This is a genomic window from Mucilaginibacter sp. PPCGB 2223, from assembly GCF_001705515.1.
Lineage (GTDB): Bacteria > Bacteroidota > Bacteroidia > Sphingobacteriales > Sphingobacteriaceae > Mucilaginibacter.
The window spans coordinates 809843-836154 of record NZ_MDJS01000001.1; the positions used below are offsets into that span (position 1 = coordinate 809843).

Annotated in this window: 25 protein-coding genes; 16 read left to right on the forward strand and 9 right to left on the reverse strand. The window is 44.9% G+C overall.

Going from position 1 to position 26312, the window contains the following annotated elements; translation table 11 throughout:
• Positions 1–8: 8 nt before the first annotated feature.
• The 5 genes from BEL04_RS03280 to BEL04_RS03300 all read left to right on the forward strand — a co-directional run bounded on the left by BEL04_RS03280 (position 9) and on the right by BEL04_RS03300 (position 4034).
• Entirely contained in the window at positions 9–593 is a 585-nt protein-coding gene (locus tag BEL04_RS03280; protein ID WP_254659522.1) for a nucleoside triphosphate pyrophosphatase, read from the forward strand.
• 77 nt (positions 594–670) lie between these two features.
• A complete protein-coding gene (locus BEL04_RS03285; RefSeq protein WP_139112904.1) occupies positions 671–1174 on the forward strand; it encodes a hypothetical protein in 504 nt (167 codons plus the stop codon).
• 20 nt (positions 1175–1194) lie between these two features.
• Complete coding sequence (locus BEL04_RS03290) at positions 1195–1752, forward strand: carboxypeptidase-like regulatory domain-containing protein (RefSeq protein WP_066000166.1); 558 nt, start codon at positions 1195–1197, stop codon at positions 1750–1752.
• 142 nt (positions 1753–1894) lie between these two features.
• Positions 1895–2644: a prolipoprotein diacylglyceryl transferase gene (locus BEL04_RS03295; RefSeq protein ID WP_066000170.1), complete on the forward strand. Its 750-nt coding sequence runs from the start codon at positions 1895–1897 to the stop codon at positions 2642–2644.
• Complete coding sequence (locus BEL04_RS03300) at positions 2637–4034, forward strand: radical SAM protein (protein ID WP_066000171.1); 1398 nt, start codon at positions 2637–2639, stop codon at positions 4032–4034. Before BEL04_RS03295 ends, BEL04_RS03300 begins: the two co-directional genes overlap by 8 nt.
• A 518-nt stretch (positions 4035–4552) precedes the next feature.
• Here BEL04_RS03300 and BEL04_RS03315 read toward each other — a convergent pair.
• The 5 genes from BEL04_RS03315 to BEL04_RS03335 form a co-directional block, all read right to left on the reverse strand.
• Positions 4553–5479 (reverse strand): hypothetical protein, encoded by a 927-nt coding sequence (locus BEL04_RS03315; RefSeq protein ID WP_066003418.1) that lies wholly within the window; start codon positions 5477–5479, stop codon positions 4553–4555.
• Positions 5480–5595: 116 nt separating this feature from the next.
• Positions 5596–6756, reverse strand: a complete 1161-nt coding sequence (gene dnaJ / locus BEL04_RS03320; protein WP_066000175.1) for a molecular chaperone DnaJ — start codon at positions 6754–6756, stop codon at positions 5596–5598.
• A 129-nt stretch (positions 6757–6885) separates the two neighbouring features.
• The gene (locus BEL04_RS03325; protein ID WP_139112992.1) at positions 6886–7473 is read right to left on the reverse strand and encodes a nucleotide exchange factor GrpE; all 588 of its coding nucleotides are present in this window, start codon (positions 7471–7473) and stop codon (positions 6886–6888) included.
• 253 nt (positions 7474–7726) lie between these two features.
• Positions 7727–7909, reverse strand: coding sequence for a hypothetical protein (locus BEL04_RS03330; RefSeq protein ID WP_066000176.1), 183 nt, complete (start codon positions 7907–7909; stop codon positions 7727–7729).
• Between the two features lie 164 nt (positions 7910–8073).
• Complete coding sequence (locus BEL04_RS03335; protein ID WP_066000179.1) at positions 8074–9138, reverse strand: M20 family metallo-hydrolase; 1065 nt, start codon at positions 9136–9138, stop codon at positions 8074–8076.
• Positions 9139–9371: 233 nt separating this feature from the next.
• On the opposite strand from BEL04_RS03335, the gene BEL04_RS03340 reads away from it, so the two are divergent.
• From BEL04_RS03340 to BEL04_RS03350, 3 genes are read left to right on the forward strand one after another with little or no spacing between them, the layout of a single operon-like run.
• A complete protein-coding gene (locus BEL04_RS03340) occupies positions 9372–10655 on the forward strand; it encodes a TolC family protein (protein WP_256389275.1) in 1284 nt (427 codons plus the stop codon).
• Between the two features lies 1 nt (position 10656).
• Positions 10657–11604: an efflux RND transporter periplasmic adaptor subunit gene (locus BEL04_RS03345; protein ID WP_066000183.1), complete on the forward strand. Its 948-nt coding sequence runs from the start codon at positions 10657–10659 to the stop codon at positions 11602–11604.
• 20 nt (positions 11605–11624) lie between these two features.
• Complete coding sequence (locus tag BEL04_RS03350; RefSeq protein ID WP_066000184.1) at positions 11625–14738, forward strand: efflux RND transporter permease subunit; 3114 nt, start codon at positions 11625–11627, stop codon at positions 14736–14738.
• A 91-nt stretch (positions 14739–14829) separates the two neighbouring features.
• Here the strand turns inward: BEL04_RS03350 and BEL04_RS03355 are convergent, their stop codons facing one another.
• From BEL04_RS03355 to BEL04_RS03365, 3 genes are all read right to left on the reverse strand, one after another.
• Entirely contained in the window at positions 14830–15642 is an 813-nt protein-coding gene (locus tag BEL04_RS03355) for a polysaccharide deacetylase family protein (RefSeq protein WP_371327586.1), read from the reverse strand.
• Positions 15643–15796: 154 nt separating this feature from the next.
• Positions 15797–16594: a S1/P1 nuclease gene (locus BEL04_RS03360; protein ID WP_066000189.1), complete on the reverse strand. Its 798-nt coding sequence runs from the start codon at positions 16592–16594 to the stop codon at positions 15797–15799.
• Between the two features lie 96 nt (positions 16595–16690).
• Positions 16691–17467: an S-adenosyl-l-methionine hydroxide adenosyltransferase family protein gene (locus BEL04_RS03365; RefSeq protein ID WP_066000191.1), complete on the reverse strand. Its 777-nt coding sequence runs from the start codon at positions 17465–17467 to the stop codon at positions 16691–16693.
• Positions 17468–17658: 191 nt separating this feature from the next.
• Between BEL04_RS03365 and BEL04_RS03370 the strand changes: the two genes are divergently transcribed.
• From BEL04_RS03370 to BEL04_RS03390, 5 genes are all read left to right on the forward strand, one after another.
• Complete coding sequence (locus tag BEL04_RS03370; protein ID WP_066000199.1) at positions 17659–18618, forward strand: PhoH family protein; 960 nt, start codon at positions 17659–17661, stop codon at positions 18616–18618.
• 92 nt (positions 18619–18710) lie between these two features.
• Positions 18711–19655 carry a phosphoribosylaminoimidazolesuccinocarboxamide synthase gene (locus BEL04_RS03375; RefSeq protein WP_066000202.1) on the forward strand — a complete coding sequence of 315 codons (945 nt, stop codon included), beginning with the start codon at positions 18711–18713 and terminating at the stop codon, positions 19653–19655.
• 62 nt (positions 19656–19717) lie between these two features.
• Positions 19718–20095 carry an STAS domain-containing protein gene (locus BEL04_RS03380; RefSeq protein WP_066000203.1) on the forward strand — a complete coding sequence of 126 codons (378 nt, stop codon included), beginning with the start codon at positions 19718–19720 and terminating at the stop codon, positions 20093–20095.
• A 24-nt stretch (positions 20096–20119) separates the two neighbouring features.
• Entirely contained in the window at positions 20120–21037 is a 918-nt protein-coding gene (locus tag BEL04_RS03385; protein WP_066000204.1) for a ribonuclease Z, read from the forward strand.
• Between the two features lie 11 nt (positions 21038–21048).
• Positions 21049–21516, forward strand: coding sequence for a CYTH domain-containing protein (locus tag BEL04_RS03390; RefSeq protein WP_066000205.1), 468 nt, complete (start codon positions 21049–21051; stop codon positions 21514–21516).
• On the opposite strand, the gene BEL04_RS03395 is transcribed toward BEL04_RS03390, so the two are convergent.
• Positions 21501–22139, reverse strand: coding sequence for a phosphatase PAP2 family protein (locus BEL04_RS03395; protein ID WP_066000206.1), 639 nt, complete (start codon positions 22137–22139; stop codon positions 21501–21503). The two genes, BEL04_RS03390 and BEL04_RS03395, sit on opposite strands and share 16 nt — an antisense overlap.
• Before the next feature lie 479 nt (positions 22140–22618).
• Between BEL04_RS03395 and BEL04_RS03400 the strand changes: the two genes are divergently transcribed.
• From BEL04_RS03400 to BEL04_RS03410, 3 genes are all read left to right on the forward strand, one after another.
• On the forward strand, positions 22619–23629 hold the full coding sequence (locus BEL04_RS03400) for a glutamine synthetase beta-grasp domain-containing protein (protein ID WP_066000208.1): 1011 nt from the start codon (positions 22619–22621) through the stop codon (positions 23627–23629).
• 189 nt (positions 23630–23818) lie between these two features.
• The gene (locus BEL04_RS03405; RefSeq protein WP_066000210.1) at positions 23819–25177 is read left to right on the forward strand and encodes a glutamine synthetase family protein; all 1359 of its coding nucleotides are present in this window, start codon (positions 23819–23821) and stop codon (positions 25175–25177) included.
• Between the two features lie 95 nt (positions 25178–25272).
• Positions 25273–26310 carry a hypothetical protein gene (locus BEL04_RS03410; RefSeq protein WP_066000211.1) on the forward strand — a complete coding sequence of 346 codons (1038 nt, stop codon included), beginning with the start codon at positions 25273–25275 and terminating at the stop codon, positions 26308–26310.
• Positions 26311–26312: the final 2 nt, after the last annotated feature.

Here is a 26312-nt window from a genome sequence, read left to right on the forward strand (position 1 = left end):
ATGAACAAATGACTACTGAACCAATGAACCTTCCCAAAGTGATCCTCGCATCAAAATCGCCGCGCAGGCAGGAACTTTTAAGGCTGATGAATATCGACTTCCGCGTGGTGCTCAAGGAGGTTGATGAATCGTACCCCGAAGGTTTAACACCAACAGAGATAGCCCTGCACATCGCCGAAAAGAAATGCCATGCCTTTGACGAGATGGTTGAAGATGAGGTGGTAGTAACGGCTGATACCATTGTGAGCATCGACGGTCAGATACTGGGCAAACCCGAAAGCCCCGAACATGCCATAGCCATGCTGCAAACCTTATCGGGGCGCAAGCACCAGGTAATTACCGGCGTTTGTATTTTATATAACCAGCAATATAATTTGTTTTACGATGTGTCGGAAGTACTTTTCCGCCCCCTTACGGACGGGGAGATCGCTTACTACGTAAATAAATATCAGCCGTTGGATAAGGCCGGATCGTACGGCATACAGGAGTGGATAGGCCTTATCGGTATCGAAAGGATAGACGGCTCGTACACCAATGTAGTTGGCTTACCTACCGAAAAACTATATCAGCAACTGCTTAAATTACAAAAATAATAATGTAGCTTTATGTTGTGAACCACGGCATAAAGCACATATCTATTCCGCAACCCTGTACTCAAAACTGGGCGGATATGGATATTGTTGAACAGGGGCGCTATTGTCAAAGCTGCCAGAAGAAGGTTACCGACTTCACCAAACTCACCAATCAACAGATAATTGAAGCATTGTCTTTATCAGGAAATACCTGCGGCCGTTTTGCAATCGGGCAATTGGAAAATGTAAATGCCGGGTTGATGCCACAAAGAACATCTTCTTTTTCGTGGACGAGATTTAGTATCGCGGCTTTTTTCATAGGTTGTGTACCGTTTATCAAAGTACACGCGCAAGCTAAAACACCCGTGCATGCCGCCTCTGTACGAAATAAGAAAGATACCCTCTCCGTACAGAATGCAAAATTTGAATCCAAAGAGGAGGTAGCTCAGTTAAAAAAGGATTTATCCAATATGCCAAGCGTAGTTGATAAACCGATTGAATTAACCAGTGTAATAGGTGGTGTATATGTTCAAAGTGTAGAGGTTAATGAAACTAAAGAACGCTCGACCCTGGATTTGATCCGGCAATTGTTTAAATTTTAATTCTATTCAAATCGATTTGGATGAAACACAATATCAAACACATCTCCATACTGCAACCTTGTACCCAAAACTGGGCCAATATGGATATTGTTGAACAGGGTCGATATTGTCAAAGCTGCCAGAAGGCGGTTATAGATTTTACCAGGCTTGACGATAGGGAAATACTGGAAAAACTGTCTTCAGGTTCGGGTATCTGTGGCAGATTTGATGATCAGCAATTGGATGTTCTGAATACTGTTATAACGACCGGTACACCGTCCGTTTCGAAATTCTCATGGAAAAAGATCAGCCTCGCTGCCGCAGCATTTATTGGTTTTTGGTCGTTTACCAGGATGGATGCAAGAGCAAAACCCGTAACCGAACAGCATCCGATAATTAAACATCCGGCCAATTCAATAACCGACAGCGTTAAGGACTTCAAAATTATCACCGGTTGTGTTACAGATGCCGGTGATAAGCTACCTTTGCCGGGAGTGACCGTGAAAGTAAAGGGCAGCCAATATGGCACCAGAACTGACGAAAGTGGTTTTTTTAACCTGAAAGTACCTGTCTCAGCCAGCGGTAAGTGTATTGTATAATATCAGGAATTTGAAATCGATCTTCATAAAACCTCTTATACAATAGCATTAAAGGTAAGTTCGAAAACGATGGGCGAAGTGGTCATTCTTCCGGCAAAAAAGGTAGAACAAACGCAGAAAAAATCAGATAAGCATTAGTACTTTGCACTTTCCCGTCAATATCCCCATAGGCTCACATAGCATACCGATCCATTTTATTTGCGAAACACTATCTTATTTTATTGGCTACCGTTACTATGCGTGGTTGCGAAGACACACACCGGATCCGATCAGTAACGAAAACCGGCTGCTCATTTTTATAGGCGCAGCGGCAGGCGCGTTCATTGGCTCGCATGTGGTGGGTGTTTTAGAAAATCCAACCTTGCTCCGGCAATTCAGCGTTGTTTATTTTATGGGTAATAAAACCATTGTAGGCGGTATGTTAGGCGGGTTGATAGGGGTCGAGCTGACTAAAAAGCAAATCGGGGTTACCGTGTCTTCGGGCGACCTGATGGTTTACCCGTTGATACTGGCCATGGTCATTGGTCGAACGGGTTGCTTTTTAGCAGGATTGGAAGATGGCACCTACGGCGTTGCATCAAACTTACCCTGGGCCATCAACTTTGGCGATGGCATACGCAGGCATCCTACAAACCTTTACGAAATTTTATTCTGGCTGCTGCTATGGCTCGCATTATGGCTTACTGAACAAAAAGTTAAGCTGACCAACGGCTCCCGCTTCAAGATTTTTATGGCGGGCTATCTGCTATTCAGGTTTTTTATCGAGTTCATCAAGCCCGACTATTTTTTTAATTTCGGACTGGGAGTTATCCAGTTAGTTTGTTTAGCAGGTATTTTGTATTATTATAAAGTATTTATCCGACCTGTAACCTTGATCGATAACCATGCCTGAACGTCCGTATATTTATTACGATTTTACCGTAAGCATTTGTTCAACCTGCTTAAAGCGCGTTGATGCCAAAATAGTTTTTGAAGATGAAAAGGTATTCATGCTGAAACATTGCCCGCAGCACGGCCGCGAGAAAGTTTTGATAGCTACCGATATTGCCTATTATAAAAACTGCCGCAACTATGCCAAGCGCAGCGAAATGCCGCTTAAATTTAATACCCCAACCCATTATGGCTGCCCTTACGATTGTGGTTTATGCCAGGATCACGAGCAGCATAGCTGCCTTACGGTTGTTGAGGTTACCGACCGTTGTAACCTGAGCTGCCCAACCTGTTACGCCATGTCGTCGCCAAGTTATGGCAGGCACCGCACGCTGGAAGAAATAGAGCAAATGCTCGATACTGTTGTTGCCAACGAGGGCAAGCCCGATGTAGTACAGATCAGCGGCGGCGAGCCGACCGTTCACCCCCAGTTTTTTGAGATATTGGACATCGCGAAAAGCAAGCCTATCAAACACCTGATGCTGAACACCAACGGCATCCGCATTGCTAAAGACGAAAAATTTGTTGAACGACTGGCAACTTACGCACCCGATTTTGAGATCTATCTGCAGTTCGACTCCTTTAAAAAGGAAGCCCTGGAACAATTACGCGGCGAAGACCTACGCGAAGTTAGGAGCAAAGCTATCGAACACCTCAATAAATATAACCTATCTACCACTTTGGTAATTACCCTGCAAAAGGGTTTAAATACCGACGAGATAGGCGATATTATCCGTTATGCTTTAAAACAGCGCTGCGTGCGTGGGGTAACCTTTCAACCGACGCAGGAAGCCGGCCGGTTAGAAAACTACAATTCATCGACCGATCGTTATACCCTGACCGAAGTACGGTCGGCCATCCTGGAGCAAACCGATATTTTTAACGCTAATGATCTGTTGCCTGTACCCTGTAACCCTGATGCATTGGTAATGGGCTATGCTTTAAAACTGGGCGATGAGGTTTTCCCGCTTACCCGGATGATCAATCCGGATGACCTGCTGGATAATTCAAAGAACACGATCGTATACGAACAGGACGAGAAACTAAAAGGGCATTTGCTCAACATGTTCAGCACGGGCAACTCGGTCGACAGCGTTCGCGAAGACCTGAAATCTATTATGTGCTGCCTGCCTGATATTGACGCGCCTAATCTGGGATACGATAACCTTTTCAGGATCATTATTATGCAGTTTATCGATGCGCATAATTTTGATGTGCGGGCCATCAAAAAATCGTGCGTGCATATCGTGAACAAGGATATGAAGATCATCCCGTTCGAGACCATGAATTTGTTTTACCGCGACGATAAGAGGCAATACCTGGAACAGTTGCGAACTGAAATTATAGTATGAACGACACAAGAAAGCAAAACTATCAGATTGTAGGATACAATTTATTGGCAGTTATAATATATACTGTGCTATGTAAAATTACCAGCCCCAAGGATGGCTGGGGTATCTTAATGCTACTGATCGGCATGCATGTTTTTGGGTGCATGGTATGGGGGATTGTCAGCGCATTCATCGAACGCTATAAAAAAAGCTGTGGTTTTTGGTTTTTAAGCGCCATATTGGTATTGGCAATTGGGTTTTCAACCTGCATATCTGCTTTTATAATCCAAATATAATGGAGGAATCTGCACCAAAACAAAACGAAAACTTCCGAATCATTGGTGGTAATCTTTTAATAATGATTGCTTACACCGGGTTAAGCAAGTTTTCAGAATTTGCCCCTATCGTTGATTGCTGGGGATTGATAATCCATATTCTGATATGTTGGGGATTCGCAATTTCGCAAAAAAAATGGATATGGTTTTTAGCGAGTTTATTGGTATTGCTTATCGGTGTATCAACTTGCGTTAAGTTCTTATTTAAGTGATCATTCCTGCCAGCACGCCTTCCTTCAGCGAATAGGTCGACATACCTACATTGCTGATCCTTAGTTTATCCATCACAAAGCGCGTTATGAGTGACGCCACAACGATCATATCTACACGCAAAGGGATGACGCCTTTCATTTGCGAACGCTCCTGGTAGTTGGAGCGGATGATGATATCTGTCGTATCAATAAAATCGCGCAGATCAAAATCATAACTATGCGTTTGTTTGATATCGAATATTCGCCTGTTTTCCAGTTCGATCACTTCAGCAAAAGTTTCAAACGCACCCGCCGAACCGATGAGTTTCCCAACGGGATTTTGCGCTACTGCGCTAAATAAGTCGGGTAGGGTTTGTTCGAGATACTGATGAAGCTCGTTGATGCATTCCGGGGTGATCGGATCCTCCCGGTGAAATTTGTCCATCATTCTGGCAGCGCCTATCTCGAAGCTTTGTTTCCAAAGTATCTGCTCATCAGTACATAAAATAAACTCGATACTGCCGCCGCCGATATCCATAATGAGCGAGTTGTCATCCGGCAGGCATCCCGAAGCTTTTACACCTTCGTAAATATAAGCAGCTTCCTGCTGCCCGTCTATCAGTTCAATTTGAATACCGGTTTGAGCTTTTACCTCATCGATAAATTGTGCGCCGTTTGCTGCATTGCGCAACATCGAAGTAGCAATACATTTTACCGTAGCTGCATTATTGGCTTTAATGTGCCCGGCAAAATGCAACATCGCATTGATGCCCCTGACAAACGCTTCAGGTTGTATAAAACCTTTGTTGATACCTCCTTCACCCAATTTTACGGGTTCCTGCGTATGGTAAACCTCGCGGGCGGTGCTGTTTTCAACTTCCGCTATCAGCAAATGAAAGGTGTTGGTGCCAAGATCCATTACGGCGATGCGGTTGTTCATGCAGCTATATAAATTAAAATTGCGGATAAAGTTTTTTAAAAAATTACAAAAGCCCGAAACCATAACAATTCCGGGCTAAAAAATCTTGATTCCTGAGTTTTTAATCTTGCTTTTATTTACTCAAAATACTCTTTCATCCGCTCAAAAAAGCTCTTCTCGTGTTTGCCCGGGTTGGGTTTAAAGTTAGGCGAACTCTGCAGTTTTTCCAGCAGTTCGCGCTCTTCTCGGCTCAATGCTTTTGGCGTCCAGATGTTGATATGCACCAATTGGTCGCCGCGGTGGTAGCTGTTCACCTCAGGTACACCCTTGCCTTTTAAACGTAAGATACGGCCGCCCTGAGTGCCGGGGTCGATCTTGATCTTGGCCTTACCATCGATAGTAGGTACTTCGATGCTGGTGCCTAAAGCGGCGTCGATAAAGCTGATATGCAGGTCGTAGATTACATTGTTGCCGTCGCGTTTCAGTGTTTCGTGCGGTATTTCCTCAATCAGGATGATCAGGTCGCCGGGTATACCGCCGCGCGGAGCAGCATTACCTTTACCGCTCATGCTCAACTGCATGCCTTCGCTAACGCCCGCAGGTATATTGATGGAGATGGTTTCTTCGCCGCGTACAACGCCATCGCCGTGGCAAACATTACATTTGGCAGTTATCTGTGTGCCTTCGCCGTTACAGGTAGGGCAGGTGCTTGTGGTTTGCATCTGGCCCAGTATGGTATTGGTTACCCTGCGCACAGCGCCCGAGCCGCCGCAGGTTTTACAGGTTTGAAACGATGATTTATCCTTTGCACCCGTACCATCGCAGGTGCCGCAAAGCACTTGCTTGTTTACTTTAATCTTCTTTTCGGCACCGTTTGCTATCTCCTCGAGATTAAGGCGCACCTTAATGCGCAGGTTGCTGCCCTTGGTTACACGCCTGCCGCCGCCGCGTTGCTGGCCGCCGCCTCCAAAGAAACCATCAAACGGGCTGCCGCCACCAAATATGTCGCCAAACTGGCTGAATATATCTTCCATGTTCATGCCGCCGCCATAACCGCCGCCATTGGCAGATGACGCGTTGGCAGCATGGCCAAACTGATCGTAACGCTGGCGCTTTTCGGGGCTGCTCAATACTTCGTAAGCTTCGGCAGCTTCTTTAAAGTTTTCTTCGGCCTGTTTGTCATCCGGGTTTTTATCCGGGTGATACTTGATCGCCATTTTGCGGTAAGCCTTTTTAATTTCATCTGCCGACGAGCCTTTCGGAATACCCAATACGTCGTAATAATCTCTTTTTGCCATATTCAATTTTGAATGATTGAATGACTGAATGATCGGTCGTCATTCAATTAATCAATATAAATTTATTAAGGTTCCGGTTGATGATGAGCCCGTTCAATCACTCGATCATTCAATCCTTCTATCATTAAATTATCCGCCCACAACCACTTTCGCAAAGCGGATAACTTTATCATTTAAAAAGTAACCTTTTTCCAGTTCGTCAACCACTTTACCTTTTTGCTCGTCGCCGGCAGGTATATTGGTTATCGCTTCGTGCACTTCGGCATCAAAGGGCTGGCCCTTGGTGCTCATTTCTTTAAGCCCCTTAGCTGTCAGTATATGTTTTAATTTATTCTGGATCAACGCAACGCCTTCTTTGACCGGGATAACGTCGGTAGCAGTTTCCATCGCTTTCAGTGCACGTTCAAAATCATCCAGCACGGGCAGCATCGATACAATCACTTCTTTACCGGCAGTTTGCAATAGTTCCGTCCGCTCTTTGGTTGTACGGCGGCGGAAATTATCAAACTCGGCATACAGGCGCACATATTTATCGTTGGCCTCTTTTAACTCTTCCTTCAGCTTTTCTTCGGCAGATGGCTGTTGTTCGGTTGCTGGTTCCTGGTTGCTATCTTCATCAACCTTTAATGGCTCCCGGGCGTCGTTTACATCCTGTATCTCACTCATAATTTCCTCTGCGTTTTCCGGAGTATGTTCTTGCTTTTTTTTCTTTAGCATGTCGTTAAACTTCATAATTACATCGGGCAAAACAACTACCTTGCCATTGCTTAAATCGCGACAAGCTGTCAGCGTAAAATCATTTTTGGCAAACAATCTGTCCGATTAGCCGCGGTTGACAGTAAGCCTGGCAGGTTTACCAAGCTTTACGTGACAGTAGTGGTTTTATTTCGAAATTCGCCTGCCTGTCGGCAGACAAGGGATGTTTAATTTCGAATTTTTCAGATCACGCGATCATGAAGTCATTTCACTATTAAGAAAGCATGGGGGAAATTGTCGGCATTTTCAAATAAGTCATAACGCCTCTTGCTTTAAGCCCCGCGCTTCCGGCTTTTAGCACATAGGTATTCTTCGGTATTTTTATGATTTTTAAGGCTTTTCTTAATTTTTGGGCCAATAGAGCACTTTTTTCATTTTTAATACCTTTCTGGCACATAGGTATAACATAGGTATACCTATGTCAATGCCGGTGTCCTAACCGACATTACTAATTGATACTTTAAAGAACAACTATTGCGATAGCATATCAGATAAATATACTGAAAATAAGGTTATTATCCAATAAAAATACAGAGAAAAGTCTTGACTCTTGATTCTTCCTCAAACAATCCCTTCCAGCATTTTTATATATAACCCGATCCCTTCCCTGATCTCATCCACATAGATAAACTCATCAGCGGTATGGCTGCGTGCCGAATCGCCGGGGCCGACCTTCACCGATGAGATATCCAGCAGCGACTGGTCGGAAGTGGTAGGAGAGCCGTAAGTACCGCGCCCCAGCGCTATGCCCGATTGTACAATTGGGTGGTTCTTATCTATCGACGATGGTTTCAGGCGGATAGAGCGTGCTTTTACCTCGCAATCCACATGCTCTTTGATCATTTCTAAAACCTCCTCGTTGCGGTAAGCATCGGTTACACGTACATCTACCGTAAAAGTGCAGCTTGCCGGTACTACATTATGCTGCGAACCGGCATTGATAATGGTTACCGACATTTTGATCGGCCCGAACAGTTCCGACTCTTTCGGAAAGCGGTACGTCCTGAACCATTCGATATCCTTCATGGCCTTGTAGATCGCGTTTACGCCTTCTTCGCGCGCGGCATGGCCGGCACGGCCGTGCGCGGTGCAGTCCAACACCATCAGGCCGCGTTCGGCAATAGCTAACTGCATTTGGGTAGGCTCGCCAACGATACCAAAATCAAGCGGACCAAGGTCCGGGATAATCAGCTCCAAACCATTGCTGCCCGATATTTCTTCCTCGGCAGTAGTGGCCAGGCAAAGGTTGTATTTCAGATCTTCGCGCTCGTAAAAGTATAAAAAGGCCGAGATTAACGATACCAGGCTGCCGCCGGCGTCGTTGCTGCCCAGGCCGTATAATTTACCGTCTTCAATCTTAGCTTCGAACGGATCGCGGGTATAGCCCGAATTGGGTTTTACCGTATCGTGGTGCGAGTTAAGCAATATCGTGGGCTTAGCCGCATCAAAATGCAGGTTATAGGCCCATATATTATTCATTTTGCGATGTGTCTTTACACCGTGCTGGGTTAAAAAGCTGTTGATGATTTCGGCTGTAGCCGATTCTTCACGGCTGAAAGATGGCGTATTGATCAGTTGCTGAAGCAGATTAAGTGCGTCGTCGAACAGTTTGCTGGTGTCGGTCATATAGGCGGGTTTGTCCCGGTTTATTTGCCGGTAAAATTAGGTATTTGATCAGGATTATCCAGTCTGGTTTAAAACATCCTAAAGTAATTATTGTAATATCTGTGTGATAAATGTTTACAGGCGTTGACACTGGATTTGTATGTGAAAAATTACAATCGGTAATATGTGCTTGTTTCAGTTTTTCTACAGATTTAAATGTTATTTTCGCTATATATAAACACAATCCTGTTTTAATGAGGACAATCGTATTCGTTATATATTCCTTCCTTTTTTTGTGCTTTATAAAGCCTGCGCGGGCCCAACAGCTTGATTTAAATTACTTTATCGATCATGCGTTGAAGAATGATCCGGGTATTAAACAAAATATCAACCAGCAACAGTTTTATGACCTGCAAACACGGCTCATCAACGCGCAGAATAAGGCGCCGCAGGTAAATTTCACATCCGATTATTTGTTTGTGCCTTATTTTGGCGGTGGCCGCCCTTTTACTATTTCGCCAAACCCGCCAGACGGGTCTTTTGGTTACGACCCTGCACTGACCAACGGCGGCCTGTATGCCACGCAGCTGAACGTATCCTATAACTTGTTCAATAAAGGTATTATAAACAACCTGCAGGAGCAAAACAATAACCAGGCGGCCATCAACAGCAACGCCAAAGCCCAGCTGGAGCACGATTTGCGTAAGGCCGTTACCGATCAATATATCCTGGTTTACCAGTTTCAGCAGCAGGAAGAATACCTCACCCAGGTTGTAAACGAAGTGAGGAATCGTAAAGCCACTGTCGAGGCTTTAGTAAAGCGCGGATTACTGCAGCAGAGCGATTATTTGTTGCTGGAGATAGAGCAGAACGGCCACGAAAACGACCTTGCGCAGGCGCACATTGCCGAGGTAAACGCCTATCTTACATTAAAAAATACGGCTGTGATAACCGATACAGCCATGACCAGACTGGCCGAGCCCAACATCAGCATAGCGCCAAACCCACAGGCTTATTACTACAAGCAAAAGTTCAAACTGGATAGCCTGGCACTGGTGGCTCAACAAAACGTGTTCAATAATAAATACAAACCGCAATTAAGCCTGGCAGCTAATACAGGTATCTTATCTTCGGATATCACCAATATCTACCACAATATTGGTATGCAGGCGGGTTTGCACCTTAATATCCCTTTGTACGATGGCAAACAAAAAGAAATTAACGATGCACAGGTTAAGATCAGCCAGCAAAGCATTATTTACGCCCGCGATAACTTTACCGTTCAGCAAAAAAACTACCTGCAAAGCATCAAACGGCAGATTGATATGTTTAACACCAGCATCGGTTTGATCAGACAACTTACCGAAAAGCAGGAATTGCTCATCCGCCTCGATCAGGAAAAACTGCAGAACGCGCAGCTCTCGATATTAGAATACGTGAAATCGATACAGGATTATGCTACCGCCAAACAAAACCTGATTACCGCCCGCATACAACTGTACACGCTCACTAACCAATACAATTATTATAACTGGTAAAATGAAGAACACTATACACCTTACCTTAGGTTTAAGCGCTTTGCTTGCAATAACTGCATGTACAAGTGCTCCGCCGGCTGCCGACGATGCTGCTGCCGTAGCCAGTACGCCGGTAGTTACTGTAGGCAGCCCGGTAACGCATACTTTTAACAACAGTATCACTTTTACCGGCACTACGCAATATCAGCAAAAAGCAGTTATCCGGGCTGGGATTGCCGGTTATATCCATCACCGGGGCTGGAAAATGGGTGATATTGTAAAAGCCGGAAGTGTATATTGTACCATTACCAGTAAAGAGCAGCAGGCATTGAAAAATATCGACCAATCGGGCATATTGGCTAAGTTCCGTGCGCCTATACCGGTAGTGGCCGGCACGGGCGGCATACTCACCGCTGTTAATTATCAAAACGGCGATTATGTTGCCGAGGGCGATGTGCTGGCTACTATGACGCAGCAATCGTCGCTGGTTTTACTGGTGAATGTACCCGTCGAGTACCTGTCGAAAGTTAAAGCGGGTACACCTTGTGTGGTGATTATGCCTGATGGTACAAAACTGAATAAGACCTTACAGGCTGGTTTACCAACTGCCGATCCGGCTTCGCAAACACAGTCGTTCATCGTGCCGATTGCCGCTACCAATTTACCCGAAGGTGCCAATCTGAAAGTTACGGTGCCGCTATCAGGCCCCGAGCAGGGTTTGGCCGTACCGGTAAAGGCCGTACAAACCGACGAAACGCAGGAACATTTCTGGGTGTTTAAATTAGGCGCCGACGGCAAGGCTTACAAGATCCCGGTAACGGCAGGTAAAATATCGGCCGACTCGCTGCAGGAGATACAAACCAAACAGCTCAGCACCAGCGACAAAGTTATTTTGGAAGGCGCTTATGGCCTGGCCGATTCATCAAAAGTTAAGATAGCCCCCCAGCCCCCTAAAGGGGGAGCTGAATAGCAAGCTTCAAATTAAAAGAAATGGCTGATCAAACTCGTATAAATCATACAAACTCCCCCTTCAGGGGGTTAGGGGGGCTCAACTTCCACCATCATTACAAAAAACCTTTGCTGGGTTTATTGGTGCTCGTCATTATGGGCGGTGTATATAGCTTTTTAAACCTTAAAACAGGTTTATTTCCGGATATCACCTTCCCTAAAATAAAAGTTATTGCCGATGCAGGCCAGCAGCCTGTAGATAAGATGATGACCACGGTAACTATCCCGCTCGAAAACGCTATTAAGCGCACTGAAGGGCTGAGTTTGATCCGTTCGTCTACATCGCGTGGCAGTGTCGAGATCAATATCTTTTTGGATTGGAATACCGACATTGATAAGGCCATGGCGCAGGTGCAGGCGCTAACTGAACAGGTAAAGGGCGACCTGCTGGCCAACACGCAGATCAACGTGCAGAAAATGAACCCATCAATTTTACCGGTGATGGGCTTTTCGCTCGAAGGTAAGCGATCGGGTATCGAACTGAAAAAGATCGCCCAATATCAGGTTCGCCCGTACCTGGCAGCTGTTCCGGGTGTGGCCGATATCGCGATCATAGGCGGCAAAACCAAAGAGTACCAGGTAATATTACAGCCTGCAAAGCTTTCGGCGCTCGGCATCATACCATCGCAGGTTTCTACCGCTATCACCCAGGCCAATATCCTCGCATCAAACGGTTATATCAACGATCATGGCAGGCTTTATCTTAACCTGACCAATAACGCAGTAGATAATATCGACAAGCTGCAAAACCTGGTGGTGCTCAACAACCCGCACCGTACCATTTATTTAAAGGATGTTGCCGATATCAAAATTACCGAGCAAAAGGAATATGTGCGCATCAATGCCAACGGGCAGGACGTACCCCTGATCGCGGTGATTAAACAGCCCGAAGCCAACCTGATAGATGTGAACGACGGCATAACGAAAAAGGTTGAGGAGCTAAGCAGGATTTTGCCTAAAGACGTGCATATCAGGCCGTACTATAAGCAGGCCGACTTTGTAAACGATAGCGTAAAAAGCATTGAGGATGTACTTTGGATTGGTTTGGTGCTGGCCATACTGGTGGTCATCGTCTTCCTCCGGTCGGTAAAGGCAAGCGCCATCATCCTGATCACCATCCCAACTACTTTAGCCCTATCGCTTATTGCGTTGCTGGTAGTGGGATATTCGATCAACATCATGACTTTAGGCGCCATAGCGGCAGCCATCGGTTTGATGATCGATGATGCTGTGATCGTCGTCGAGCAGATCTTCCGCAGTTATGAGGAGCATCCCGGCGAGGGTATGCACCATATCGTTCGTAAAGCCATATCTTACCTGTTCTCGTCTATGGTAGGCTCCTCGCTTACCACCATCGTCATCTTTATACCTTTTGTGCTGATGAGTGGTGTGGCGGGCGCTTATTTCAAGGTGCTGGCCTTTACTATGGTTATCACGCTGAGTGTTTCGTTTTTCGTTACCTGGCTATTGTTACCCATGTTGTTTATTTTTATCCCGCTTAAGCCTAAAAAAGAGCACAAGCCGCATGCCGTTAAAGACGGCTGGATCAGGTTCTTTTTGCGTATGCCGCTCATCAGTATTGTGTTTATCGGGATCTGTATCACAATCATTATCATCATTCCGGGCAAATTGCAATCGGGTTTCTTACCATCAATGGATGAGGGCGCTATCGTGCTCGATTTTAAGAGCCCGCCCGGTACAACCTTAGCCGAAACCGACCGTATGCTGAGGCAGGTCGACGACATCATCCTGCACACGCCTGAAGTTGCCTCGTATTCGCGGCGTTTGGGTACACAGATGGGCTTTTTTATTACCGAACCCAATACCGGCGATTACCTCATCACACTTAAAAAGAAACGCGATAAAACTACCGACGAGGTATCGGATGATATCCGGGCAAAAATACAAGCCATTTTACCGCAACTTACCGTCGATTTTGGCCAGGTGATAGGGGATATGCTGGGCGACCTGATGGCATCGGCGCAGCCTGTCGAGATCAAAGTTTATGGCGACGACCAGGCGAAGCTTCAGGATATTTCGCAACAGGCTGCCGAACTGGTTGAAAAAGTAAAAGGTACTGCGGACGTTTTTAACGGGATCACGATAGCCGGGCCCGAAATCATCGTCAACCCCGATGTACCCAGGCTCGGCCAGTTTGGTATGAACCCGTCGGATTTTCAGTTCCAGTTGCAGGCACAGTTGGATGGTAACGTTATCAGCAGTATTGTTGATAAGGAACAATCTATTAATATCCGGATGATCTATCCCAATGCGGCACAAACTTCGGTTCAGCAATTACGCGGTGCAAACGTATTTTTACCGAATGGGCAAACAAAATCCCTGGCATCGTTAGCCAATATCAGTATCCAGTCGGGCGTTGCCGAAATTGTTCGCGAGAACCAGAAAATGATGGGTGTGATTACCGCCCGCCTGGATAACCGCGACCTGGGCAGTACCTTAAAAGAGATACAAAGTAAATTAAGCACACTATCGCTGCCGGCAGGATACCATATCGAGTATGGCGGCGATTATGCCCAGCAGCAGCAGGCATTTAAGGAGTTGCTCATCATTCTTATCACGGCAAGTATCCTGGTATTTATCGTCTTGCTGGTGTTGTTCCGTAATTTCCTGGCGGCAGGTATCATCATTTTCCTGGCGGTGCTTGGCGCGGCAGGATGTTTCCTGGCCTTGCTGATTACACATACGCCGCTTAATGTGGGCAGTTATACCGGCATCATCATGATCATTGGCATCATTGCCGAAAACGCCATCTTTACCTATCATCAGTTCGATACCGGCGAGTTGGAATGGAGCGCACAGGAAAGCATTATCCATGCCATAGCGGCACGTTTGCGCCCTAAATTGATGACGGCCACCGGGGCCATCATCGCGCTTTTACCTTTGGCGTTGGGTATCGGTACCGGGGCACAGCTCCATCAGCCACTGGCTATTGCTGTGATAGGCGGATTGATCTTTGCGCTACCGTTATTATTGATCGTATTACCGACGTTGTTGAAGCTGATTGGTAAAGACAAAGAACGTGAAGAGGAGAAAAGAGCCGAATTAGAAAAAAGGGTAGACCCTGATTGTATTTAATAATGATTACACAGATTCGATAATGATTACACCGATTTCATTACAATTGATCGGTGTAATCATTATCAGATAATCGGTGAAATCTATTTAATCAAAACGACTGTTTAATATTGTTGCTCAAGGTTTTCGCACTCCAGAAACCGCTGGCAATAATACGGCGGATAGTGAACAGCGGGTCGGCATCGTCGCGCTTATCAGCTAAGGAGAAGGCTGCCTTAAAACCATGTTTTTTGATCTCGGCAATGGCCATTTTGTTCCATAAGCCAAACGGATACGCAAAGTAATCAAGCTTTTTACCGGTTATTTCTTCCAGTTTCTTGGTTGGTTTATCAATCTGGGTAACCCAGTCGTCCATAGGTTTAGTGTAGCCATTAGGATGTTTTTTATCCGCGGCCATTTTCATAACCGAGTTATGCGAATATTTGGTTACCGGGTGATGGTCCCAGGTATGGCTGCCAATGATGTTGCCCTCGTCTGATAGTTTTTTAACCATTTCGGGCGTCATGTAATGCGGCCGGCCAAGCGATACCGTCATTACAAAATAAACCGCTTTAAAATGATATTTTTTTAGTTCGGGGTCGGCTATGGTATACTGATCAAGATCCGTATCATCAAATGTAAGCATGATCGGGTTACTCGGCAGCGCTGCGCCTGTGGTAAGGTAAGCGTAAAGCTGATCGGGCAAAATGGTGTGGTAGCCTTCGTCGGCCAGCATTTTCATGTCTGCCTTAAAAGTGGCAATCGGGCAAATATAATCTTTGGCCGTTTTAGAGTCTGAAGCTCTCCAGTCGCGTATCTGGTGATAGCATAAAATAGGCACTTGTTTGCGTGCCAGTACAGCGGCCGCATTTTGTGAAAAAGACTGGCTTAGCGCCGTCGCGATAATAACCAGCGCTATAGGCATTGATCGGGTTAGTTTCATTTCGTATAAATAAGGATGCTAAATTAACCTAACATTTTATTAGCCGATAGTTAATTTATCAACATATACACAACCAGTAAAAAAGCCGTACCCTGCTGATTTGCGGATACGGCTCCTGTAAATTTAATGCTTTTATTTATCCGAATATGCTGTTCAGGATACCTGCAAGCCTTACACCGCCTTTCAGCATCTGCTCTTCGGCAGTATGGATGTGAGCGAAAACATAGTTATAGGTATTTAACTTTTGATTAGGTTCTTTCACTTCGTTATATACCGATTCTGCAATCTGGTTCGATTCCCAGATGATCTGCACCAGGTCGGCCTTTTGCCATTCGGCACGCTGCGCCGCAGTGGTATGGTTCAGGTTATTGGCGTACTCGGTATAGCTGTATTGCTGGCTTTCGATAAGTTTGGTGTCCCAGATACTGTGCAGATTGGTTTGCTCGTTGCCCCACATCAGCTGTATTTTATTGCCCCCCTGGTCGTCGGCCCGGCCAGCGTGGAACGGCTGGTGCAGATCGCCCACAATGTGGATGATCATACGTACGTATAACAGCTTTTTATCTGCCGAAAGCAATTTATTCGTTTTCAGTTCCCTGATCATGAAATTCAACTTGTTATAAGCATTCGGGACAGTATCTTTTTCGAGGTATGCTTTGGCATCGGCAAAGCTCTCACCGGCTTTTAGGTCCACGTAGTGCCACGATGACAGGTAACGGTAATTCGGGTCCGATTTAATAAAATCAGCCCAGTTAGCGGCCATCGCCAGCGATTCGTTACCTAATATTTTTTCTAAAGCCAAACGGGTTTTTGGCGTTAAATAGCTGTCGGCAATTTGTGCCACAACACGGTGCCCAAGCTGCCCCCAGGCCATGGTTTGTACCGGGAGATAAACTGCTAAGGCAATAAAAAGGATATGTTTTTTGATGTTCATAAATGCTAAAATAATATTTTTATTAATAGGCTATATGATGTAACAATTAAGTTTCGCGCATTGAGAAGACGAAATGGATGTTACGTTTATTTTAATTTACTGAAAATCGATGATCACGCTATCGCCTAAACCCAAACCCAGCAAACCGCTGGCATTACCTTTATTGATGGCGATTTCGAGATGGTCGCTAATGCCAAACAGGCAGAGCTTTTCGCCTTCGGGCACTTCGTTATAATGCCAGCTTAAATGGGTGATGGTTTCGTTGCGTTTAAAGTACAATACGAAACGGCGGCCATGCTGTACACGGTTAAAGAACTCTTTGGTGATGTTGGTGATCACGTTCTGGAAAGCATCGATATAAATTACCGAGCCTTTGATCAGGTTTTTTTCGACAACCGGCTGCAGGTTCATTTTCTTTTCAACACTGTTTACAGCAATGCCTATCTCGCTTAAAGGCCGGCCTTCCGCCAATCGTACAGCGGCCTTAACAAAAATGTCTGCCAGCGGGAAGTGAAGAAATTTGAGATCCTGCATAATATTGATCTCGACCATCTCGTCGGGTTCCCTGTCGAACATCAGCGAAAAAATCCCATTGTCGGCGCCTACAAACAAGTGGTTGCGGTAGCGTATGGCAAGGTATTTGGTATCTTCGTTATATACGGTATCGATGCCGATAAGGTGCACGGTACCATCTGGAAAATAATGAAAACTGTTTTTTAAAATAAACGCAGCTTGTTGTACATTAAAGGCGGCAACCGAGTGCGTGATATCGACGATAGTAACTCCCGGAATCAACTTTAAAATACTACCTTTAAGGGCAGCCTGGTAAATATCCTTGTCGCCCAGGTCGGTAGTTAAAGTTATAATCGCCATTAAAATTTTTAATAATTATTGCTAATCTTGTGAACGCTTAATTCAGCTACAAATATTCAATTTTTAATCCAATAAAACCATCATGAGCCGTCGCTTACCAATCGAAATACCTATAAATTGCTCATGATAGCTTCATTGCCATTAAAATAAAATTACTTTAAATAAAAAACAGCATCTAAAAAATACAAAGCTTGAACGAATTAAAAACTACCATTGAGCAAATTAATCCCGCAGTACTTTGGGGGCCGAATAATGATCACTTCGAGATCATCAAGAAACAATTTCCGAAGCTCAAAATTGTTGCGCGCGGCAGCGAAATAAAGGCACTGGGCGACGATAACGAAATAGCCTTGTTTCAGGACAAGCTAACCAAACTGATACAACACGTTGAGAAATACGAAAGCCTGAATACCATTGAGCTGGGCCGTATACTAGGATCAAAAATCCAGGAAAACCCCGAGCCCGAAAATGGCGGCGACAAATCGACCACGGGTGAGGTAATTGTTTTTGGCCCGAATGGTATTATGGTGAAGGCCCGTACGGCCAACCAGCGCCGGATGGTAACCGGTATAGGCACCAGCGATATCTTGTTTGCCATCGGTCCGGCTGGTACAGGTAAAACCTACACCGCAGTAGCACTCGCTGTGCGCGCGTTGAAGAATAAAGAAATCAAGCGCATTATCTTAACCCGCCCGGCGGTTGAAGCGGGGGAGAATCTCGGCTTTTTACCCGGCGACCTGAAGGAAAAGATCGACCCGTACCTGCGCCCGCTTTATGATGCGCTCGACGATATGATACCAGCTGATAAATTAAAGGTTTACCTGGAAAACCGTACCATCGAGATTGCGCCACTGGCATTTATGCGTGGCCGTACCCTGGATAACTGCTTTGTGATATTGGACGAAGCGCAGAACGCCACCGATATGCAGCTCAAGATGTTTTTAACCCGTATGGGGCCATCGGCCAAGTTTATTGTTACCGGCGACGTGACGCAGATAGACCTGCCCAAGAAACAACAATCGGGCCTGCACACCGCCTTACGCATTTTAACCGATATTAAAGGGATCGATATCATTTACCTTACCGGCGAAGACGTGGTACGCCACAAGCTGGTACGGAAGATATTGGAAGCTTACGGAGATATACAATAGCTTAGAGTTGTCGGTTGCGGGTTGCGGGTTGTCAGTAATATCAAATGGGCACCGTTTCAACTCACAACTCACAACTCACAACTCACAACTAAATGAATACCATAAAACAAACCAACTTCAACCTTCCCAAGCAAACCGGCTTTTACAAAGGCAAGGTGCGCGATGTATATACCATCAATAACCAATACCTGGCCATGGTGGTTACCGACCGTATTTCGGCTTTTGACGTGGTATTGCCAGAACCAATTCCTTATAAAGGGCAGGTACTAAACCAGATAGCTGCTAATTTTTTAAAGGCCACCAGCGATATTGTTCCAAATTGGGTTATCAGTGTGCCCGACCCGAACGTAACTATCGGCCGCATTTGCGAGCCCTTTAAGGTAGAAATGGTGATCCGTGGATATTTGGCAGGTCACGCTGCACGCGAGTATAAAGCTGGCAAACGCAGTGTTTGCGGTGTTGCTTTGCCCGAAGGATTAAACGAAAACGATAAATTGCCCGAACCTGTTATCACGCCAACAACCAAAGCCGCTGTCGGTCACGATGAGGATATTTCGCGCGAAGACATCCTGGCGCGCGGCATCATATCCGAAGAGGATTACCTGCAACTGGAAGCCTATACACGTGCTTTGTATCAGCGTGGTACCGAAATGGCAGCCAAGCAAGGGCTGATCCTGGTGGATACCAAGTACGAGTTCGGCAAGGTTGACGGCAAAATATACCTGATAGACGAGATCCATACGCCCGATTCATCACGTTATTTTTATAAAGAAGGCTATGAGGAGCGGCAGCAGAAAGGCGAGCCTCAGAAGCAACTCTCCAAGGAGTTTGTGCGCCAATGGCTGATCGAAAATGGTTTCCAGGGTAAAGAAGGACAGCAGGTACCGGTTATGACGCCTGAAAAAGTGGCTTCGATATCCGACAGGTATATCGAATTGTACGAGCAGATCATTGGCGAAAAGTTCGTACGATCGGATAATAACAATGTAATACAGCGTGTTGAGCAAAATTTGATTGAAGCACTGAATAAACTTTAATACTATAGTATTATATTTGTAGTCTTAAAAAAATCCTATATTTAGACTTTCAATACATAGCGATGAAATTTTCTGTAGATAAACACGAAAAATATGTTCTGGTAAAATTGAACGAATCGAAGTTGAATTCGACAATAACACCACAACTTAAATCAGAATTCATTTTGATGAATACTGAGGGTCAGCGTAATATTGTGCTGGATCTTTCATCTATCAAATTTGCCGACTCTTCGGGCCTGAGCAGCTTATTGGTCGGTCATCGTTTATGTAAAAATTCCGATGGGACGTTTATTTTAGTGGGACTCAGCGACTCGGTTGCGCGGTTGATCACCATTTCGCAGCTGGATAACGTTTTATCGATTGTAAAAAGCCCGGATGAAGCTATTGACCTGATTTTTATGGAAGAAATAGAAAAAGAGCTCAAAAAAGAAACAAGATAATATTCCATTCGTTTAACCGAACACATGAGGTTTGATGTAACTATCCTGGGCAGCAGTTCGGCAACACCAATCTATAACAGAAATCCAACGGCACAGGCGCTTAATATCAATGAGCGCTATTACCTGATTGATTGCGGCGAAGGTACGCAACAGCAAATGCTCCGTTTCGATATCAAGTCAAGCCGCATCGACTACATTTTTATTAGCCATTTACACGGCGATCATTACCTTGGCCTTATCGGTTTGCTTTCATCACTGCATTTAAACGGGCGTAAAAAGCCAATTACGCTGTTTGGCCCCGCACCGTTAAAAGAGATCATCGACATACAGTTCAAATATTCCGAAACTTCCCTGCATTTCGAGCTGATCTTCCAGGCCATCGATCCACTGACTCCCGCTGTTATTTTAGAGAACCAGGATATTACCGTCGAAACCATCATATTGGATCACCGCATTGCCTGTACCGGCTTTTTGTTCAGGCAGAAAAAACGTTTACGCAAGATCATCAGAGAAAAGGTTGAGGCCCTGGATATCCCGGTAAGTTACTATCCGCTGCTCAAACGGGGTACCGATTATTTTGCTACCGATGGTACCGTTTACCCCAACAAGGAGTTGACTATCGATGCCGAAGCGCCCAAAGCTTATGCCTATTGCTCCGATACCTTATATAATGAGAGCTATTTTAACCAGATACAAAATGTAGAGTTGCTTTACCACGAAGCTACCTTTGCGCACGATATGCTCGACCGTGCCAACGAAACACACCACACCACAGCTTTGCAGGCCGGGCAGATAGCCAAAATCGTTAATGCTAAAAAACTGATCATCGGGCATTTTTCGGCACGGTATAAAACATTGACAGAACTCCTTGATGAAGCCCGTACCGTTTTCCCCGATACAGAACTGGCTATCGAAGGTAAAACGTTTATTATAGGCGAATAATACCCGGAGTTATGGGAATAGAAATAGAACGTAAGTTTTTGGTTGATGCAGATAAGTGGCAAGTGGCCGCAAAGCCTTACGGCAATTCGCTCAGGCAAGGCTACATGGTTAAAGAGCCAGGAAAAACAATCCGCGTCCGGATAGCGAACCAACAAAGTTTTATTACCATCAAAGGGCAATCGCACGGTGCCACGCGTACCGAATATGAGTACGAGATACCGCGCACTGATGCTGAGGAGTTATTGGCGGGCTTTTGCGATAATATCATCAGTAAGGTGCGATATGATATTCAATATGCCGGTAACATTTGGGAGGTTGATGTTTTTTTCGGCGATAATGCGGGATTGATCATAGCCGAAATTGAACTGAGCAGTGAAGATCAAGCCTTTGAAAAACCCGACTGGGTGGGAGAGGAAGTAACCCGGGACAAGCGCTACTTTAATTCAAACCTGTCTGTTCATCCTTATGCCAGGTGGTAGGGCACCAGGCAGTAATGGAATAGCAGGAAACCCACTAACCCGCCCATAATACTCCCTGCTATCACCTGCATGGGTGTGTGTACCTTTAAATATAACCTTGCGGCGCAAACACTTACCGTTAAAAACAGAATGATATAATATAAAACGGTAAAAGCCGGTTCGTGATAACGCGACTGCAGATCAAAAACAATAGCGAATATGCCCCAGGCGCCGCAGGCATGGGTGCTGATCTTCCAGAATGGTGTGATCAATGTTAAACCGATAACCGAAACGGCTATAGCTATCATGCTCAGGCTTAGCGCGTTTGTTGCCCCTTCTGTAAACACCAGGAATAAACAAATCCCAACGTAGATGACACACGAGAATATCTGCGGTATAACCCTGTCCTGTTGCCGGTGCAGGGTCAGGTCGGTAATCACCTTTCTTTTGTATAAAATAAAAACGATGAGGAATGGCAAAAAAGTGGTCGCCATAAAAATATACAGTATTGCAAGCAACTTATCAGTTAAGCTCACTATCCTTGTCAGTTGCGGAAAATAAAATAAGATGATCCAGAAAAGGTAGGATGGAGCAATTAGGGGTATTAATATTATCGAAACTAAATTAGCTGCAAATTTCTTCATATAGCAAACAGAAAGCCAGCCAGTGTAAAATACCGCTTAACCCTCCCAAACAAATATAAACCAAAAACACCGCCAGCCATAACTTTTTTATTTAATGTTACTGCGCAGTAAAGAGTGATTTACTGCAACTCGGTTTTATAGTTCTTAAGAGCATTTTTTATCATTATTGTAATTTTTTGCTTTTTTTTCTTTAATAAATAAATTACGAAATAGTAAATGCTTGTTTGTTTAAAGAATTGTCAATTATCATGATTCTTACCCGAATTACTGATTTAAAATTTTGAGTTTTGCCATTTTGATAAAATTTCAGCCTGATTTTAACCTATTTTAGTTAATTTTTTAACAAAATGCACTACTTAATAGATTAATTTGATAGAATATTATGAAAAAAAGAAAATTTTTCATTAATTCGTGCCAATCATTAAATATTTCATTACGAAAAACACATATTTGAATCAGCTTTCTTAAACAATTAAACAATGGCAACAAAACTCGAGTACATCTGGCTTGACGGCTACAAGCCAACACAAAGCCTTCGCAGCAAAACAAAAATCGTTTCGGATTTCGGCGGAACATTAGCCGAGTGTCCGGATTGGAGCTTTGACGGTTCATCAACCGAACAGGCACCAGGCGGTTCGTCTGATTGTATCCTTAAACCGGTATTCATCTGCCCTGATCCGCAGCGCAGGGATGCTTACCTGGTAATGTGCGAGGTTTTAGACTCAACCGGTAAAGCTCACGAATCTAACGGCCGTGCCCTGATCGACGATGATGACAACGATTTCTGGTTCGGTTTTGAACAGGAGTATTTCCTGTGGGATCCGGAAACCAATAAACCCCTTGGCTTCCCTGCAGGTGGTTACCCAGGTCCGCAAGGCCCTTACTACTGCTCGGTAGGCGCTAAAAACGCTTTTGGCCGCGATATAGTTGAAGAGCACTTAGACGCTTGTTTAGATGCCGGTTTAAATGTGGAAGGTATCAATGCCGAAGTTGCTGCCGGCCAGTGGGAATTCCAGATCTTTGCTAAAGGCGCTAAAGAAGCCGGCGACCAGATCTGGGTTGCACGGTATTTGTTAGAGCGCATTGGCGAAACCTATGGTGTTGCTGTTAACTGGCATTGCAAACCATTAGGTCAGTTAGACTGGAACGGTTCGGGTATGCACGCTAACTTCTCAAACACTACCCTGCGTACTGCCGGCGATAAAGAAGTTTATACCAAAATATTAGAGGCTTTCCGTCCGGTAGTTGCCGAGCATATTGCCGTTTATGGTGCCGATAACGATCAACGCTTAACCGGTAAGCACGAAACTGCTTCTATCCACGATTACAGCTACGGTGTATCTGACCGTGGTGCTTCTATCCGTATCCCGCTGTACACTGTACAAAAGGGCTGGAAAGGCTACCTGGAAGACCGTCGCCCTAACTCGGCTGCCGATCCGTACAAAGTTGCTGCCGTGATCATTAAAACCGTTAAATCGGCTAAATTGTAGTCAGTAGTTGTTGGTGGCAACACCAGCAACGGCAAAAATAGTTTATAAATGTTTGATCCCCCGGACGAAAGTTTCGGGGGATTTTTTTGTGATTTATTTTTAATATCAGGCCGAATTAACGCAAATGAGCATTATTTTGCGGATATTTACCTTACTAAATCATATTTTGGTTTGTAAACCTACAGTGTTATGACTAAGGATCAGGTTATTGAGTACCTCAAAGAGAAGGATATAGATAAGATCAAATTTGCCTTTGCCGATATCGACGGCGTGCTGCGGGGCAAGATCATTCATAAACAAAAATTTATCGACGGCTTACAGGATGGCTATGGATTTTGCGATGTGGTTTTTGGCTGGGACAGTAGCGACGTATGTTATGATAATACCACGATAACCGGCTGGCATACCGGTTATCCCGACAGGCCTTGCCGTATCGATCTGGATACTTTTCGCACCGTACCCTGGGAGGATGATATCCCGTTCTTTTTAGCCGATTTTAGTAAAGCCGGTGGCAGCGACCTGCATACCTGCCCCAGGAGTTTGTTGAAAAAGATTGTGGCACAAAGCCAGGAAATGGGCTATCATGCCGAGTTTGCGCAAGAGTTTGAATGGTTCAACTTTTGCGAAACGGCTAAAACTTTACAGGAGAAAAGTTTTACAAAAATTGAGACAATGACGCCGGGAATGTTCGGTTACTCGGTTTTGCGTACTTCGCAGCAAAGCGGTTATTATTACGATCTGTTTAACCTGCTCCAAAAGTTCGATGTTACTTTAGAGGGCCTGCATACCGAAACCGGTCCGGGAGTTTATGAGGCAGCTATTTTGCACGACGAGGTTTTACGGGCTGCAGATAAAGCGGTTCTGTTTAAAACAGCAGTGAAGGAAATTGCAAACCGCCATGGCATTATGGCTTCATTTATGGCTAAATGGATCGATACTTTGCCGGGCTGTAGCGGGCATATCCATCAAAGCCTATGGACGAAGGACAAAAGCAAAAATCTATTTTATAATGCCGGCGACGCGCACGACATGAGCGAGACCATGAAGCACTACCTAGCCGGGCAGTTATATTGCCTGCCGCATGTATTAGCCATGTACGCGCCTACTGTTAATAGCTATAAAAGGCTTGTTGAAGGCGCCTGGGCACCGACGACCATCACCTGGGGCTTCGATAACCGTACTGCGGCATTACGTGTGTTACACCCATCGGAAAAATATACGCGGTTAGAGACACGTATTCCGGGCTCCGATACCAATCCGTACCTGGCTATCGCAGCTGCTTTGGCTTCGGGTTTATACGGCATCAAAAATAAATTGCCTTTGGATATTGCACCAACCATCGGTAGCGGCTACCAGGATACCAAAAATGGTAAATTACGGCCTAATCTGTACGAAGCCGCTACCGATATGCAACAGTCAGCCATAGCTAAGGAGTTATTTGGCGAGGGTTTTGTTGAACATTTTACGCAAACCCGTTTATGGGAGTGGAAGCAATTTGCCAAACATGTTACCGACTGGGAGTTGAAACGTTATTTCGAGATCATCTAATTTGATTACACTGATTATGTTATGATTACACCGATTTTAAAAGATTCCATTGATTAATCGGTGTAATCCAATAAAATCGGTGAAATCCTATCTATATGAACTATAAAGCCATTATAAAAAAAGCCTGGAATGGTTTTGATGCGTCAAAGGCCATTGGTAAGATCGAAGACATCAGCGCAATGGTTTCAACCAACCACGTTTTCAGGGTTACTTTTGTTGACGAGGATGTGGTGGTTGCCAAGCTGTCCAACTTCGGCAAATACGAGCACTTTAAAGAAGATCACCGCATTATAAACGCGCTGTCAACCAATTTGCTATATCCTTTTGAAAACCTGCTATCCCGCTCCCTGCAAAAAAACAACCAGGTGTATACTTACAGGTATAAATGGGGTAAAACCGATGCCTGGGTAGTGTTTTATAACCCAACGCGTGTGCAATTACGCTTGCCGCGACGGTTGGAGGAGTTCCATATCCGTAAACTGGCACAACAAGTTGCGCGTTTTCATAAGGCCTGTTCACGCGTTAAAAACGTGATCCCTAAATCATCAAAAACACTCCGCACCGACATTAATGCACTTTTGGATCAGATCGAAAAAACACCCGGACGCTTTGGTGACACTCAAAAATGTGCGATGCTAAAACACCATTGCGAACAGTTTTTAAAAAACCGCGCCAAATGCAATACCGCCAACTTCGAGATCATCCCGGTGTTTATCGATTGGAATATCGGCAACTTTTCGGTAACCAGCAGGATGGAGCTCTACTCGCGCTGGGATTACGACTGGTTCAGGATGAGCTACCGCATGCTCGATTTTTATTTTTTCAGCAGGGTAGTATCTGACCGTGGTGATCGTACAGTCTTCAGTTACGTGGTTACCACCATGATGGAAGACCGTTTCCTCATCTTCCTGGAAGAGTATCATAAAATTTACCCGTTAACGGCCAACGAATTACGTTTTCTAAAAGAGGCCTATCGTTTTTTTATCCTCAATTATGTTATCAAGGATGGCAAATATTTCTTTAATGAGCAATATGCCGAAAAACTTCAGGCCGAAGCATACGATATTTACCTGCCATCTGTCGATACGCAATTCGATCCGGAGAAACTGATCAAAGCCCTTAATTTAACTTAATC